Genomic DNA, 16,775 nt, shown 5'->3' with positions numbered 1-16,775 from the left:
CGCGGGCCGGTGTCCGTACCGCGCCGGGTGCGCCCGCGGCGACGACGCGGGCGCCGAGTCTTCAGGCGGGCTGGACGGTGATGGTGCAGAGGCGCTTGGTGGCCCGGGTCAGGGCCACGTACAAGTCCCTTTCTCCACCGGGGCGGGTCGTGATGATTTCCTCGGGGTTCATGACGACGACGCCATCGAATTCCAGGCCGCGTGCTTCGGACGCCGGCACGATGCGTGCGTGGTGAGCGATGCCCTGGGCCGTCAGCTCGCTCACCCTGGTGTCCGCGCAGATCACTCCCAAAAGCTCGCCCGGGTGCGCGGTGCTCTGGGCGCGGAGTTCCTGAACGACGGCGGTGACCAACCCGTCCGGAGGTGTGGTCACGGTGCGAGGGCTCTCACCGCTACGCAGTGACCGGGTGGGCTTCTGGTCCGGAGCGATCCGCGTGAGCAGGTCCCGAACGCTCTCCAGGATCTCCTGCGTGGTGCGGTAACTGACGGTCAGGTTGTGCAGTTTGAACCGCGATCCGACATGCGGGCTCAGTGCTTCCTTCCAGTCGCGTGCTGTCGCGACCGGGCCTGCCTGGGCGAAGTCACCCACCAGCGTCATCGCCCTTGCCGGGCAGCGGCGGACGATCATCCGCCACTGCATGGCGGTCAGTTCCTGCGCCTCGTCGACGACGACATGCCCATACGTCCGCTCGGGGGGGCCGTCGACCAGGCTCGCCGCCTCATCCAGCAACGGCACATCGGCATCGGTCCACGGGTCGTCCGGACCCCGCAGCAGAAGGGACCTCTCCTGCGCGGTCAGGCGGGGCAGGCGCTCGGCGAGAGCGCCGGCGTTCGTCAGGAGCGCCTTCACGAGGTCGGCGGGTACCAGCCGCGGCCACAGCACCTCGACCGCTCGGTCGACGCCGGCGTCGTCGAGGAGATCGGCTCGGATGGCGTCCAGGTCCAGCTCGTGGACCGGACCCGAGTCGGCCGCACCTTCGGCACGGCGCTGGGCGGCTCCCGTGAACCGGTCGAGGTTGATGCCCGTCATCCTTTCGGCATCGGCGTCGATCTGCTCCAGGAGGTCACCCATATCTCGTTGCATCGCGTCGGTGACGGCGTCGACCAAGAGCTCCCTGAACACCTGGCGCGCGGGGTTGTGCCCCGGTGCGGCTGCCACGGCGGCGTCGCGTGCCGTGGCGACTTCTTCGCCGGAGAGGTGAACCAGTTCCTGTCCGACCCGCACGGTGAAGTCACCGGCGGGGGCTTGGTGGACGCGCAGCAGGCCAGCCAAGGCGTCGGCGAGGTCGGAGCTGCCCTTGAGACGCGCCGTATCGAACGGGTCCACCGTGTCCGTGGACGCTCCGGCCAGTTCCCGGCAAGTCGCCAGAACGACATCGTTCTCTCCGAGCGAGGGAAGGACCTGGGAGATGTAGTCGAGGAACCGGCCGTTCGGGCCCACCACCAGGACACCCTCCTCCGCGGCGCGCGGGAACGCGTACAGGACATAGGCCGCCCGGTGCAGGGCAACCACCGTCTTGCCGGTGCCGGGCCCGCCCTGCACAACGGTCACCCCGCGGTGGGCGGAGCGGACGATCTCGTCCTGCTCGGCCTGCAGCGTCGCGACGGCCGCGCGCATCCTGCCCGTGCGCCGTGCCGACAGAGCCTCGGTCAATGGGCCGTCCCCCACGATGTCCTCGTCGGTCGGGGCAGTCCCGTCCAGCAGCTCGTCGCTCACCGAGATGACCGTGCGCTCCTCGAGGCGCAGGTGCCGGCGCCGCCGCAGGTCCATCGGGTGGACCGGTGTCGCCTCGTAGAAGGGCCGCGCCGCGTTCGCGCGCCAGTCCACGAGCAGAGGCAGGTCGTCTTCCTCCGTATGCAGTCCGATCCGCCCGATGCGCAGCGCCGTGCCGTCCGTCCAGTCGATGCGCCCGAAGACCAGCCCCTTTTCGGCGCCCTCCAGCCGACCGATTTCCTTGGCCAGACGCTCGGCGGCGATTTCTCTCTCGTATGCCTCAGCGGCGCTTTCCGCCGGTGCCTTCAGCACACCCGCTCGGTGGACTCGCGCCTCGGAAATCCGCTCGGTGAGCAACTCATACAAGGAGGACACATAATCCCGCTCCGATTCAACCGCACGCACAGCGGGATCATTCTTTTTCGACAACAGAGGGCTCCTTGGTGAAGTTTGCCGCTGCTGCCAAGCGGACCGCCCGGCCCACGGCAGGCAGCTGGAGATCATCGCCGCATGGGTCAAGTTAACGCTCACTCGATACTCGGCGGATCCACATCAGACCTTCATTTGCCCAGTTCGAGGGCGTAGGGACGGCATCATGACCCTACGACTGAATCCATGACGGCTGACCGTATAGCACGTCACGCATTCCGCCGTTGTTCCACCACTGCCCGACCCGTGCCGACGGCCCCGTCTCAGGACCGCAGCACCACGCCGCCGTCGGTCGCGGCCGACCCAGAGAATGCATCGGTGAACTCTCACCCCGTTCGCCGCCGCGACGCCCGGCGGCAGGCCCGTCCGTGCCCGGGGCATCCGACCCGGAACCACCCAACCTGGATCCGCGACAGCCTCTCACGCGGTGGATCGAGGCTCGGAGCTGCGGGCCTCTTCGTAGTCCGGCTCCGCTGTCGGACTCTTCTTCTTTCCGGCAGCAGGCAAGGTAATGAGCAGCACAACCGCTCCGAGGAGTGCGATAGCCGCGATCCAGCCCGCGCCGACGTGCATAGCATGGATAAACGCATTATCAGCAGCCTGAGCAAGACTGGGCCGGTGCATAGTGGCGGCGACGTGGCGGGCTTGTTCGGCGGAAACTCGCGCCTGATCCTGCACCGGACCGGGTACACCCTCCAGCGAAGGTTCGATCGCACGTCGGTACATGATCGACATGATCGTGCCGCCTACTGCGATTCCGATCACACTGCCGGTTTGTCGCACGGTGTTGGTGACGGCCGATCCCGCACCGGCCTGTTCCAACGGCAGGTCGCTAATCAATGCGGCCGTAACGGGGCCGATCACCATGCCGATCGAGAAACCTTGTATCAACAACAGGATCTCGATCCAGACGAGTGGAGTCTGGAGTCCGAGGAACCCGTACCCGCCCATGGTCAGCGCAGCCACGGTTAGCGCGGGCGCGGTGACAAGGCGTAGCGGCAGGCGGCGAACCAGGCGCGAGGCAAGGGGCGCCCCCGCGAGCGCGCCGAATGCGGTCGGGATATTGGCCAAACCCGCCTTCATCGGCGAAAACCCGAGCGCGCCTTGCAGGTAGAACGCGTTATAGAAGGTGATGGCGGCCACACCGAAGAGCAGCAATCCGAGCGCCACATTGCCGCCACCGAAGGTGCGTTGCGCGAACAGTCGCGGGTCAAAGCCGGGCACCTTGACACGCAGTTCGACGAGTACGAAAACGGCCAGCAGAACCAGACCGACAACGATCGGCGCCCAGACGTCGGTACGAGTCCACACCGTCACCTGCCCCGCCCGGATCAGCCCGTAGGCCAACGCCACGAGCCCACTGATCGACAGCAACATTCCAGCGGGGTCCATTGGTCGAACAGTGGGGCTGCGGAAATTCGGAACCAGCACAGCGAGCCCGACCAACGCCAATGCCGCGACCGGGACATTGATCAGAAAGACCGAGCCCCACCAGAAATGATCGAGCAGGAACCCCGCCAGCACCGGGCCGGCAGCCATTCCGACCCCGGCCGACGTCGAGAAAATGCCGATCGCGGCAGCCCGCGCGGGGCCAGTAAAAGTCCACATAAGGATGGCCATCATGGCGGGCGTGATCAGCGCGCTGCCCACCCCCATCGCAGCTCGTGCTGCAATCAGCTGGCCCGCATCGCTTGCGTACGCCGCCCACAGCGAGGACCCCGCGAAGATCACCAAGCCACTGGAAAACACAGTCCGGTGACCGAACCGATCGCCCAGTGCGCCTGCAGCGAACATCAATGTAGCGAAGGCCAGAGTGTACGAACCGGTCGCCCATTGCAGCTGACCGGGATTGGCCCCCAGTCCACGGACCGGGTCTGCAAGGGTCTCCAGCGTAGTGCTCAGGACAGTATTGTCCAGCCAAATCAGCAGCGAACACAACATAAGAATGGCAAGAATCAACTGCTGCCTGGACTTCGGCAACGTTGGCGGCGCGGTCATGAACACCTTCGGATATCGATCGGCAGGAACTTGAACGACTGGACCATAAGCAAACTCCACGACGCTGTCAAGCTTAGAATTTCTCGTTAAGACTGTTGCGACCGAACGGAATATGTGCCCCTCTGCCGCATTTGCGGACCGATTAATTTTGTGCCTCTGTCGAATTTGCGAGTGAGCGGATTTCATGCCCTCCAGTGAGCTGTCGCACCGCGTCCTGCGACGACGCCCGTTCGTGCAGTTTGTTCAGCACGGTTGTGTGGTTGACGCCGCGGTGATCGCCGACTCGCGCCAGGGACCAGCCAGCCGGGGTTGTAGAGGGGGATGGCGTCGTCGACCTGCTCGAGCGAGAGTCCCGCGCATCACAGCCGGCCCCCGACCTTGTGATCAGTGCCCACGCCCCCGCTCGCGGTCCAGGTAGTCACCGACCGCACTGAAGTACTGCGCAGGGACGGGTATCAGGCGCTGGTGCCCGCCCTTGCCCTCGCTGATGAATACCCGACGCTCACCCGGTGAGAGGTCACACGGGCGCAGACCGAGGACTTCGCAGTGGCGCAGTCCGCCCAGCAGCATCGCCAGGACCATTGCCCGGTCGCGCGCGGTGTTCAGCGCGCCGAGGACCAATTCGACCTCGCCCGGTCCGAGGGCCCGCGGGAGAGTTCGGGGTGTGCGCAGGAGCGGTGCCCCGCGATTTCCGCTGCGGCGGAGACGCTGGCGAGTCGGCGCTTGATGGTCCGGGCCGAGAGACCCCTTTCACCGTCTTCGAACCGGACGGCCTTGGGTCATCGGCGGCCCTCCCGGAGTGATCCCGGCCGCCTCCGCCAGCGCCAGCTGCTTCTTGCCGTCCGGTGTGTCCGTCGGCCTCTCGGAGCCGTCGAGGGACCTCGACGGCTCCGAGAGGCCAGAACCCTCAACCCGGGCACCGGCATCAGGCTGGTTCGAGCGTGGCCAACGGCGTGATCAACGCTCAGCGCCCCGCTGGGGGTCGTGACCACAGGGGTGGGGATTTACCTGACCGTCGACACGGGGCCGTGCCCCAAGTAGCGGCGGACCGCGTGAACGTCGTCGAATGCTCGGCGCAGGCGCCCGAGCACGCCGCGCGGGCGACCGGGCTCGTCCAGGGGTGTCATGTGTCCTCGTTCCTTGACTCTGTCGGTTCGGACATCAATGGCCGCTGAGTGAATCGAGCCAGCGCCGGAGGTGCGCGGCGGTCTCTGCCGCCTGTTCCTCGATGATCGAGAAGTGATCTGACTCGATGCGCTCGATCGGTCCGCGGTGTTGCCAGTCGGGGACGGGGTCGGCGTCTCCGAAGCTGCTCAGCGTCTCGGTGGCCCGCAGATTCAGCGTCGGCGCGGCGATCGGCTTGGCCTCGCGCTCGGGATATATCCGCACATAGCCGCCCAAGGCGACCAGGCCGTGGTCGTCGACGGGGGTCAGTGCGTTGTCCCGGGACAAGATCTGCCCCAGCGCGTCGGTGAGCACGAGGCGCTTGAGTTCGAGATCTTCCGGGGAGTAGGTGTCGATCATCGCGACGCCCGCGAGCTCGCCGCCGTCGTCTTCGAGCCGCCGGGCGACCGCATGGGCGAGCGCACCACCGATCGAATAGCCGATGAGCGCCACCGGGCTTCGCTCCAGTTCCGACGCGACGGCCGCGGCGAGGCTCTCGATCGCCGCCGCCCATGTCGCCGGCAGGTCGTCGCTTGCGCGCATGCCGGGCAGCCGCAACGCACTGACCTGCCGCTCGCCGCCCAGTTCGCGGGCCAGGCGGGCGAACTGGTGTGGGCCCGATCCCGGCAGGAACGAGGGGATGCAGATCAGTGCCGGTGCCGCGGCGCCGCGCGCCAGGAGCTGCGCCGCCGGGCGCTGTGCGGCGGCCTGGTCGGCGGGGTACGTGGTCATCAGAGCTGAGCTCGCGATCAGCAGGGGCATCGCCCCTGCCAGCTCACCGCGGCGATGCGCCGCCGACACCAGGTCGGTGATCGTGCCGCGCACGCCGGCCGGTGCCTGCTCGACCACGCCGGTGTCGGATTCCTCGATCAGCGATCGCACCAGTTTCGCCACATCGGTGGCGGTCGGGTGGTCGAAGGCCAGCGTCGATGGCAACGTCAGCCCGGTCAGCTTTGCGAGCCGGTTCCGGAATTCGATGGCACCGAGGGAGTCGAAACCGAGCTCGGTGAACGGCGCGTGCGGGTCGATCGCGTCGCCGGACAGGTGGCCGAGGACCGCCGCGGCGACGTTGCGCACCTCTCGCACGATCGCACCGTCGCGGTCGGCGTCGGGCAGTGCGGCCAGCTGCCGCGCCAGGCTGACACCGGCACTCGCGGCGGCCGGGGGAACCCGGATCATGCCGCGCAGTACCGCGGGTAGTGTGCCGCCGCGCGCCAGGGCGGTGAGCGCCGCCGTGTCCAGCAGTGCCGTCGTCAGTGTCGCCCGATCGGTCGCGAGTGCGTTGTCGAACAGCGCCATCCCGGACTCCGGGTCGATCGGGATCAGGCCCAGCCTGGCCCGGATCTGGCGGGCGTACTGCTCGGCGCCGTCCCCGGTGAGTATCCCTGCCATGCCGACGGTCCACAGTCCCCAGGCCAGTGAGTGCGCGGGCAGGCCCGCGCTGCGCCGCACGCGTGCCAGCGCGTCCAGCACGCTGTTCGCGGCGGCGTAGTTGCCCTGTCCTTGTCCGCCGAGCAACGGCGCCGCGGACGAGAACAGCACGAACGCCGACAGATCCAGGTCCCGGGTCAGCTCGTGCAGGTGCAGTGCCGCATCGACTTTCGGTGCCAGCACCCGTGTCGTCTGCGCGGTGGTGAGGGTGTCGAGCGTGCCGTCGTCCAGGACGCCCGCCGCATGGATGACGGCGGTCAGCGGGGCGTCGGTGTCGATGCCGGCCAGCAGGGCGTGGACCGCGGTGCGTTCGGTGACGTCGCACGCCACGACCCGGACGTGGGCGCCGAGGTCGGTCAGCTCGGCGACCAGTTCGGCGGCGCCGTCCGCGGCGGCACCGCGCCGCGATGCCAGCAGCAGCCGTCGTGCGCCGTGCGCTGCGACCAGATGCCGGGCGACGATCGCGCCGATGCCGCCGGTGCCGCCAGTGATGAGCACCGTGCCGTGGTCGAACGACAGTGGCACGCCCGGTTCGGTGGCGGGCAGCGACTGCAATCGCGGTGCCAGGAGCCGACCCTCGCGAACGGCCATGTGCGGTTCGTCCTGGGCCAGGGCGTCGGCGAGCGACTTGATCGGCAGGGCGTCGCTGTCGTGGTCGATGAGCAGGAACCGGCCCGGGTGCTCGGACTGTGCGCTGCGCACCAGGCCCGCCACGGCGGCTCCGACCAGATCGGGTTCCTCGCCGGGCAGTCCGGCGGCCGTGCGCGTCACGATCGCGAGCCGGCCGGGGTGTTCGGCGCCTATCCAGTCCTGCAACAGTGCAAGCGTCGTCAGAACGCCGGCGTGTATGTCCGCCGCGCCGGCACCGGTTCCGCGGGGCGCCGACCATACCACCGTGTCGGGAACATCCTGTAGCACAGCAAGTTCCGCGAGATCGACACAGCATGTCGGGGGCTCAGGGGCCTCGACGGTCGCCGGGTCGCCGAGCACAACGATGCGCCCGGTGTCCGCCTTGGAGACGGCAGGCACGGCGACCCACTCGAGGTCGAACAACGGTGCCGCGCCGCGCAGCTGGGCCAGCGCCTGCCGCTCCATCGGGCGGGCCCGCACCGACTCCATGCTCAGCACGAGGGCACCGGTCGCGTCGACCGCGTCCACGCGCAAGGTGTTCGGTGCGATGCGGGCGATGCGGACGCGCAAGGCACTCACGCCGGACTGTGCCAGCTGGACACCGTCGAAGGCGAAAGGCAGTGGCACCCGGCCGTCGGGCCCGCCCTCGGCGAGATGGCCGACAGCCGCGTGGAATACCGCGTCCAGCAGTGCCGGATGCAGTCCGAAGGCGGTGGCGCGCGCTGCGGTGTCGGTGTCGAGCGCCAGGTCTGCGAACACTTCCTCCCCACGCGACCACACGGCGCGAACACCCTGGAACACCGGGCCGTACCCGAAGCCGAGGTCGCCGAGCGCGCGGTACACCTGCTGCCCGTCGACCGGATCGCCCACAACGGGAGGCCACACATGGGACCAGCCCGGCGCCGCGGTCGGCGCGGGGGGCGTGAGCAGGCCACGGGCATGCAGCACCCAGGCGTCGGCAGCGCGGCCGTGGATGGCCACGGTCCGGTGCCCATCGGCGTCGGGTTCGCCCACGACGAGCTGAATATCCGCAGCACCATCGCTCGTGAGAATCAGCGGCGTCGCGAGCACCAGTTCCGCCAGGCGCGGCACGCCGAGCCGGGCACCAGCGGCCAGAGCCAGTTCCACGAATCCGGTACCTGGCATCAAGATCGTGCCGAAGACAGCGTGGTCGGCGAGCCATGGGTGCGTGCGCAGCGAGAGCCTGCCGGTGAACAGCCACTCGTCCTTGCCGGCGAGCTGCACCTGGGCGTGCAGCAGCGGATGGTCGGCGGAGTCGCCGCCGGCGTGCGGCGCAGCGGCCTCCGCGGGCAGCAGCCAGAATCGTTCGTGCTGGAAGGGATAGGTGGGCAACGTGATCCGTGGCTGCGGTCGAGCTCCGAAGTAGGCCGCCCACCGCACCGGCTGGCCCGCGCAGTGCGCGGTTGCCAGCGCGGCGACCAGCTGCTCGGGTTCGGCGACTGTGCGACGGGATCCCGCGACCACCGATGCGCGCGCTGCGAGGTCTGTCGCCAGAGTGGCGCGGGTCATGGTCGTCAGCACCGCGTCCGGGCCCAGCTCAACGAACAGGCTCACACCCGAATCGAGCAGTGACTGCACCGCCGGGGCGAAGCGCACCGCCTCGCGCACCTGCCGTACCCAATATTCCGGCGTACCCACCGAATCGCCGGCGAATGCGCCGAAAACCGTGGACCACAAAGGTATTCGTGGCTCGTGATACGTCAGGCCCGCGGCGATCTCTGCGAACTCGGTCAGCATCGGATCCATCAAGGCGGAGTGGAACGCGTGGCTCACCCGCAGCATGCTGGTCTTGACGCCTTCGGCCACCAACCTCGACTCGAGCGCCGATACCGCCTCGGTGCTTCCGGAGAAGACCACCGCATCGGGAGCGTTCACAGCGGCCAGCGAGACCGCGGCGACTGCCGGATCGGCATCACCCGCCGCCAGCAGCTCCACGGCCCGCCCCTCCGGAACCGCGGCGGCCAGCATGCTCCCACCTGTCGGCAGCGCCCCCATCAATCGACCCCGGGCCACAACGAGTCTGCACGCATCCGACAACGACCACACACCGGCCACATACGCTGCGGCCAGCTCGCCGATCGAATGCCCGGCCACCGCATCCGGCGTCACGCCCAACGACTCGACAAGGCGATACATCGCCACCTCGAACGCGAACAACGCCGGCTGGGTGTACTCGGTGCGGTCCAGCAAAGTCTCGGCAGTCGCGCCGCTCGCAGCGGCTGGCGCGTCGAGCTCACTCGCTTCCTGCCCGATGCCGGTGCGCTGCGCGCCGAACATCACATCCTGCAGCGAATGCCCCAGGTGTGCATCAAATTCCGCGCACACCTCGTCGAGCGCGGCCGCGAAAGCCGGGAACGCCCGGTACAGCCCAGCGCCCATCCCGATCCGCTGTGCGCCCTGACCGGTGAACAGGAACGCTGTCTTGCCTGTCTGACCAGCGCCGTTGGCGATACCCGGTCCCGGCTCGTCGGCTGCCAGGCGCGCCAAGGCCGCCAGCAGCGTCTCCCGGTCCGAGCCCACGACGGCGGCGCGCTGCTCTAGCCGCGCGCGGTGCAACGCCAGCGTCACCGCGACGTCGGTCAGGTCGAGCTCCGGACGTTCGCGCAGCGCGTCGTGCAGACGGCGCGCCTGGGTCCGCAGCGCGGCAGTCGTCCGCGCGGACAGCAGCAACGGCATGGCCGCCGGGCGCGGTAGATCGACCGGCCGCGGCGGAACCGCGGGCGCCTCTTCGAGGATCACGTGCGCGTTGGTCCCGCTGATCCCGAACGACGACACTCCCGCCCGACGCGGACGTTCCCCGACCGGCCACGGCTCGGCCTCGGTCAGGATCCGTACCTCGCCCGCCGACCACTCCACGTGCGGCGACGGCGCGTCAACATGCAAGGTGGGCGGCAACATCTCGTGCCGCAGCGCCTGCACCATCTTGATCACACCGCCGACACCGGCAGCCGCCTGCGCGTGCCCGATGTTCGACTTCAACGACCCGATCCACAGCGGTTCGGCGCGATCCTGTCCGTAGGCGTTGATCAGCGCCTGCGCCTCGATCGGGTCACCCAGCGTGGTGCCGGTGCCGTGCGCCTCCACCGCGTCCACCTCGGCCGCGGCCACCCCTGCGTTGACCAGTGCCTGCGCGATCACCCGCTCCTGGGACGGACCGTTCGGTGCGGTCAAGCCGTTGCTCGCACCGTCCTGATTGATTGCGCTACCGCGGATCACGGCCAGCACCGGGCGCCCGTTGCGCTGCGCGTCGGACAACCGTTCGAGGGCGAGCACGCCGACGCCCTCTGACCACGAGACACCGTCCGCAGCACTTGAGAACGCCTTGCAGCGCCCATCCGGTGACAGTGCCCGCTGCCGGGAGAACTCCACGAACAGCAGCGGAGTCGACATGACCGTCACCCCGCTGGCCAGGACCAGCGACGTCTCCCCGGCGCGCAATGCCTGCACCGCCAGATGCAAGGCCACCAGCGACGACGAACATGCCGTGTCCACCGTCACCGCGGGTCCTTCCAGACCGAGGGTGTAGGACACCCGGCCGGAGACGACGCTGCCGGCCGATCCGGTCGCCAGATAGCCTTCCGCGGCACCGTCGGCGGCCTCGCGCGCGTTGTAGCCGTAGTCCTGGTACATGACGCCCGCGTACACCCCGGTGTCGCTGCCCCTCAGTGAGGTCGGATCGATACCGGCGTCTTCGAGCGCTTCCCAGGACGCCTCGAGCAGCAATCGCTGCTGCGGGTCCATCGCCGCTGCCTCACGGGGTCCGATTCCGAAGAAGGCGGCATCGAAATCACCTGCGGCATGCAGGAATCCGCCTTCTCGGGTGTAGATCTTGCCAGGTTTGCCCGGGTCGGTGTCGTACAGGTGGTCGAGGTCCCAGCCGCGGTCGCCCGGGATCGGGGTGATCGCGTCGACGCGCCCGGCGATCAGTTCCCAGAGCTGGTCGGGATTCTCGACGCCGCCGGGATACCGGCAGCTCATGCCGACGATCGCGATCGGCTCGTCGGCCCTTGCTTTAACCCTGGTCGAGGCGGGGCGCGGTCGCGTCGGCGCCGAACCGTCGACCCGGGTACGCAGGAAGCCCGCAACAGCGGCGGCGGTCGGATAGTCGAACACCAGCGTGGAAGGAAGCTGAACACCTGTGGCGGCGGTCACCCGGTTGCGGAACTCGACTCCGGCGAGCGAGTCGAAGCCCAGTGCTGTGAACGGTGTTTCGGGGTCGATGGCGTCGGCCGACTCGTGGCCGAGGACCGCGGCGGCGATCGCGCGGACCTCATTGCGGATCAGCGCCTCCCACTGATCGGCGGGGGCGTCGAGCAACCGCTGGCGCAAGGGGCTGTCGGCGATCCGGCCGCGCGGCGGTACATGAATCAGGCCGCGCAGCACCGCAGGTAGCGTGCCGAGCCGGCCCAGCGCGGTGAGGGCGGGTGTATCGAGCAGCGCGGTCATCAGCATCGGTTCGCCGGTGGTCAACGCATCGTCGAACATCTGCATGCCTGTGTCCGGCTCGATCGGGGACAAACCGAGACGCGTGCGGATCTGACGCGCCAGATGTTCGGCACCCGGGTCGTTCAATGCCTCGGCCATGCCGCGCTTCCACAGCCCCCAGGCCAGCGAATGCGCGGGCAGGCCGGCGCTGCGGCGCGCCTGGGCGAGCGCATCCATCGCCGCGTTCGCGGCCGCGTAGTTGCCCTGGCCCTGCCCACCGAGCAGCGGCCCGGCGGAGGAGAACAGCACGAACGCCGACAGGTCCATGTCGCGGGTGAGCTCGTGCAGATGCCAGGCGGCATCGACCTTCGGGGCGAGCACCCGATCCACCTGCTCGGCGGTCAAGGTTTCGATGGTGCCGTCGTCGACCACGCCCGCCGTGTGCACGACAGCGGTCACCGATTCGTGCGCCGGTACGGATTCCAGCAGCGCCGCGACCGCGGCGCGATCGCTGACGTCGCACGCGGCGACGCGTACGTCGGCGCCCAGCGCGGTCAGCTCGGTGACCAGCTCCGCCACGCCCGGCGCGGCGAAGCCGCGGCGCGAGGCGAGCAGCAGTCTGCGCACCCCGTGCCGGGTGACCAGATGGCGTGCGGTGACGGCGCCCAATCCGCCTGCGCCGCCGGTGATCAGGACCGTGCCATCGCCGAAGGGCTCGCCGGTCGATTCGACGGTGGTCGTACGAATCAGCCGCGGTGCCACCGTGGCGCCGTCACGGATCGCGAGCTGTGGTTCGTCCGTGGCGGCTGCGGCGGCGATCCGCTGGTGTAGGTCCGCGAGGTCGTTGTCGTCGAGGTCGACCTGCACGATGCGCCCCGGATGTTCCGATTGCGCACTGCGTACGAGGCCCCGGACGGCCGCTGCCGCGGGGTCCGGCGTCTCACCGGGCAGACCTGCTCCATTGTGGGTCAGCACGATCAGCGTCGAGTCCGCGCAGCCCGGTTCGGCGAGCCAGTCGCGCAGCACCGCGAGGGCGTTGTGCACGGCGGTGCGGATAGTCGCGGGGGCGTCGTCACCGTCCGCCGACGCCGTTTCGGGCGACCAGACGACAGCGGCGCCCGTGTGGCCCCCTGTCGCGAACGCCGCGACATCCCCGAACGTCTCGGCGCAACCCGCGACGGGTCGACCCAGTGCGACCAGTTGCTGGTCCGACTTCGCAGGTGCCGTCACCGGCGTCCAGTCGAGAGCGTAGAGCGGGCTGCGGGCACCGGCGAGAGCGCGCGCGTCCGCGGGGCGGGCGAGCACGGCGTCGATCGACAGCACCGCGGCGCCGGTGGCGTCGCAGGCGTCGATGCGCACCTTCTCGGGACCCGAACGGATGATGCGGGCGCGGACCGCGGTGGCGCCGCGCCGGAACACACGGACGCCGCCAAAGGAGAACGGAAGCGGCAGCCTGCCGTCGGGCAGGTCGTCGGCGAGTCCATCGATGGCAGCGTGGAAGGTCGCGTCCAGTAGCGCCGGATGCACCCCGAAGCCCGCCGCCCGGCCCGCTGTCGTCTCGTCCAGGGTCACCTCGGCGAACACGTCGTCACCACTGGTCCAGGCCGCGCGCACGCCTTGGAAATTCGGGCCGTAGCCGAACCCTAGGTCGGCGAGCCGGTCGTACAGACGCGTTCCGTCGATCGGCGTGCCGTCGGCCGGCGGCCAGTCGGGGTCGATCCAGGCCGGCGTCACGCCGTCGGCGGGGGCGAGGGTGCCGGTGGCGTGCAGCGTCCAGTCCGGCTCGCCCGGGTTGGACCGCGCGGTGCCGGTGACGGCACGCGAGTGGATCGACAGGCGTCGACGGCCGGTGTGGTCGGGCTCGGTCACCGAGACCTGCACGTCCACGGCAGCGGCACCGTCGAACAGCAGCGGGGTCGACAGGACAAGTTCGTCCACGACGGGCAGTTCCAGGCTGCTACCCACGGCCAACGCGAGATCCACGAACCCGGTGCCGGGCAGAAGCACCGCTCCGAAGGCCGTGTGGTCGGCGATCCACGGCTGTTCGGTGGTGGAAAGCCTGCCGCTGAACAGCCATTCGTCGCGACCGGCAAGCGGCGCGGCGACGCGCAGCATCGGATGATCGAGCGCGGCGAGACCAGCGCGGCCCATGTCACCGAGCGCACCGTCGTCGGGCTGCACCCAGTAACGGCGATGCTGGAAAGCGTAGGCAGGCAGGTCGAGGTGGGTGACCGGCCTTCCTGGCGACAGCGTCGCCCAGTCGACGGTAACGCCCGAGCAATGGGCGGCGGCGAGCAACCGCAGAAACTGATCGACCTCATCGACGCCGCGCCGTGACGCCGCCGCGACCAGCGAGCGGGACGCCACCTCGTCGATCAGTGTCTGGCGGGTCAGCGCCGCCAGCACCGCATCCGGACCCACCTCGACGAACCGGCGCACGCCGACGTCGACGAGTGACTGCACCGCCGGGGCGAACCGCACGGCCTCGCGCACCTGCCGCACCCAATACTGCGGCGTCAGCAGTTCGGGACCGATCGGTGCTCCGGACACCGTGGAGCACACACCGATTCGTGGCGCCTGATACGCCACCGACCTGGCGACCTGCTCGTACTCGGCAAGCATCGGCTCCATCAACGCCGAATGGAAGGCGTGACTGACCGTCAGCCGGGTCGTCTTCACACCTTCGTCCACCAGCCGGTCCTCCAGTGCGACGATCGCCGCCGTGTCGCCCGAGAACACCGTCGCCGCAGGCGCATTCACGGCCGCCAACGAGACCGTCCCGGCCGCGAGCAGTTCCAGCGCCCGCTCCTCCGACACCGCGGCGGCGAGCATCGCTCCATCGGTCGGCAGCGCGCCCATCAATCGACCACGGGCGGCAACGAGCCGACACGCGTCGGCCAGCGACCACACTTCGGCCACATAGGCCGCGGCCAGCTCACCGATCGAATGCCCGACCACCACATCCGGGGTCACGCCGAACGACTCCAAGAGGCGATACAGCGCTACCTCGAACGCGAACAGCGCAGGCTGCGTGAATTCCGTCCGGTCAAGCGGGGCCATGCGCTCGGTGTCGCCGACGCTGTTCCCGGCACCACCGGTCTCGCCGAACATGACCTCGCGCAGCGATACCCCTAGCAGGGCATCGAATTCCGCGCACACCTCGTCGAGGGCAGCGGCGAACACCGGGAACGCCGCGGCCAACCCCGCGCCCATACCGACACGTTGCGCGCCCTGACCGGTGAACAGGAAGGCCGTATCGCCGGTGGTGGCGACACCTGACACCACATGCGGGGATGCCGAACCCGCGGCCAGGGCCGTGAGGCCGGCGAGCAGACCGGCCCGGTCGGCGCCGAGCACCGCGCCGCGCCGATCCAGCTGAGCACGCGCAGCGGTCAGGACGGCAGCGACATCGGCGTCATCTACCTCGGGGTGGTTGGCGAGCCAGGCCAGCAGCCGGCTCGCCTGTGCCCGGAGCGCGGTCTCCGACTTGGCCGAAAGCAACCACGGTGCCCGCAGCGTCGGTGGGCCCGACTCCGACTGTTGTACAACAGGGTTCGGTCCTGTCACCGGATCGACGGCACGGTCGCGCGGCGCCTCTTCGAGGATCACGTGAGCGTTGGTCCCGCTGATCCCGAAGGACGACACACCCGTCCGACGCGGACGGTCGAGCTCCGGCCACTGCTGAGCCTGCGTCAGCAGTTTCACCGTGCCCGCCGACCAATCGACCTCGGAAGTCGGCTCGTCCACGTGCAAAGTCGAGGGCATGACCCCCTTACGCATCGCCATAACCATCTTGATCACGCCCGCGACACCCGCCGCGGCCTGCGTGTGACCAATATTCGACTTGACAGAACCCAGCCACAACGGGTTGTCGTCTCCACGGGCCTGGCCGTAAGTAGACACCAGCGCCTGCGCTTCGATCGGATCACCCAGCCGCGTACCCGTACCGTGCGCCTCCACGACATCCACCTCGGACGCCGACAGCCGCGCGTTGGCCAACGCAGCCCGAATGACCCGCTCCTGTGAAGGTCCATTCGGCGCAGTCAGCCGGCTGCTCGCACCGTCCTGATTCACCGCGGAACCACGAATCACCGCCAGCACCCGATGCCCACTGCGCTCCGCGTCCGACAGCCGCTCCAACACCAGCACACCCACGCCCTCGGCCCAACCCGTGCCATCCGCCGACGACGAGAACGCCTTGCACCGCCCATCCGGCGACAACCCACGCTGCCGGGAAAACTCCACGAACGTGCCCGGTGTCGCCATCACCGTCACACCACCAGCAAGCGCCATCGAACACTCACCCTGACGCAGCGACTGAGCAGCAAGATGAAGCGCGACCAGCGAGGACGAACACGCGGTGTCGACCGTCACCGCCGGCCCCTCCAACCCGAAGGTATAGGCCAAACGACCCGACGCGACGCTGCCCGCGCTTCCGGTCAGCAGATAGCCCTCGAAGTCCTCGGGCGCAGCGGGGATCCGGGAGCCGTAGTCGTCGTACATGACGCCCACGTACACCCCGGTACGGGTGCTCCTCAGCGCGGCCGGGGCGATGCCTGCGTGCTCGAAAGCCTCCCAACCCGTCTCCAGCAGCAATCGCTGCTGGGGATCCATCGCCGCCGCCTCGCGAGGACTGATGCCGAAGAACTCGGCATCGAACCGGTCCGCCTCGTACAGGAAGCCGCCTTCGCGGGTGTACGAGGTCCCGAGGTGGTCGGGGTCTGGGTGGTACAGGTTTTCCAGGTCCCAGCCGCGGCCCTCCGGGAAGGGACCGACCGCGTCACGTTCGGCGCTCAGCAGCTCCCACAGGTCTTCCGGGGAGGCGATACCGCCCGGGAGTCGGCATGCCATGCCCACGATCGCGATCGGCTCGTGTGCGCGCTCCTCCAGATCCTGCACACGCTGACGGCTCCCCCGCAGGTCGACCATTGCCCGCTTGAGGTAGTCGCGAAGTTTCTGCTCG

3 protein-coding genes and 1 pseudogene are annotated in these 16,775 nt (G+C 69.2%); all 4 read right to left on the bottom strand.

Annotated elements, in window-relative coordinates:
- Positions 1-61: 61 nt before the first annotated feature.
- Positions 62-2,089 (bottom strand): HelD family protein, encoded by a 2,028-nt coding sequence (locus tag OTB16_RS12650; protein ID WP_267720260.1) that lies wholly within the window; start codon positions 2,087-2,089, stop codon positions 62-64.
- 474 nt (positions 2,090-2,563) lie between these two features.
- Positions 2,564-4,201: an MFS transporter gene (locus tag OTB16_RS12645; RefSeq protein ID WP_267720214.1), complete on the bottom strand. Its 1,638-nt coding sequence runs from the start codon at positions 4,199-4,201 to the stop codon at positions 2,564-2,566.
- Between the two features lie 324 nt (positions 4,202-4,525).
- Positions 4,526-4,723, bottom strand: coding sequence for a site-specific integrase (locus OTB16_RS12640; RefSeq protein WP_267720259.1), 198 nt, complete (start codon positions 4,721-4,723; stop codon positions 4,526-4,528).
- A gap of 579 nt (positions 4,724-5,302) precedes the next feature.
- A pseudogene (locus OTB16_RS12635) lies at positions 5,303-16,765 on the bottom strand (SDR family NAD(P)-dependent oxidoreductase); the annotation flags it as partial.
- Positions 16,766-16,775 lie beyond the last annotated feature (10 nt).

The sequence above is a fragment of the Streptomyces antarcticus genome, from assembly GCF_026627255.1.
Classification (GTDB): Bacteria; Actinomycetota; Actinomycetes; order Streptomycetales; family Streptomycetaceae; genus Streptomyces; species Streptomyces antarcticus.
This window is presented reverse-complemented; position numbering and strand designations above follow the sequence as displayed.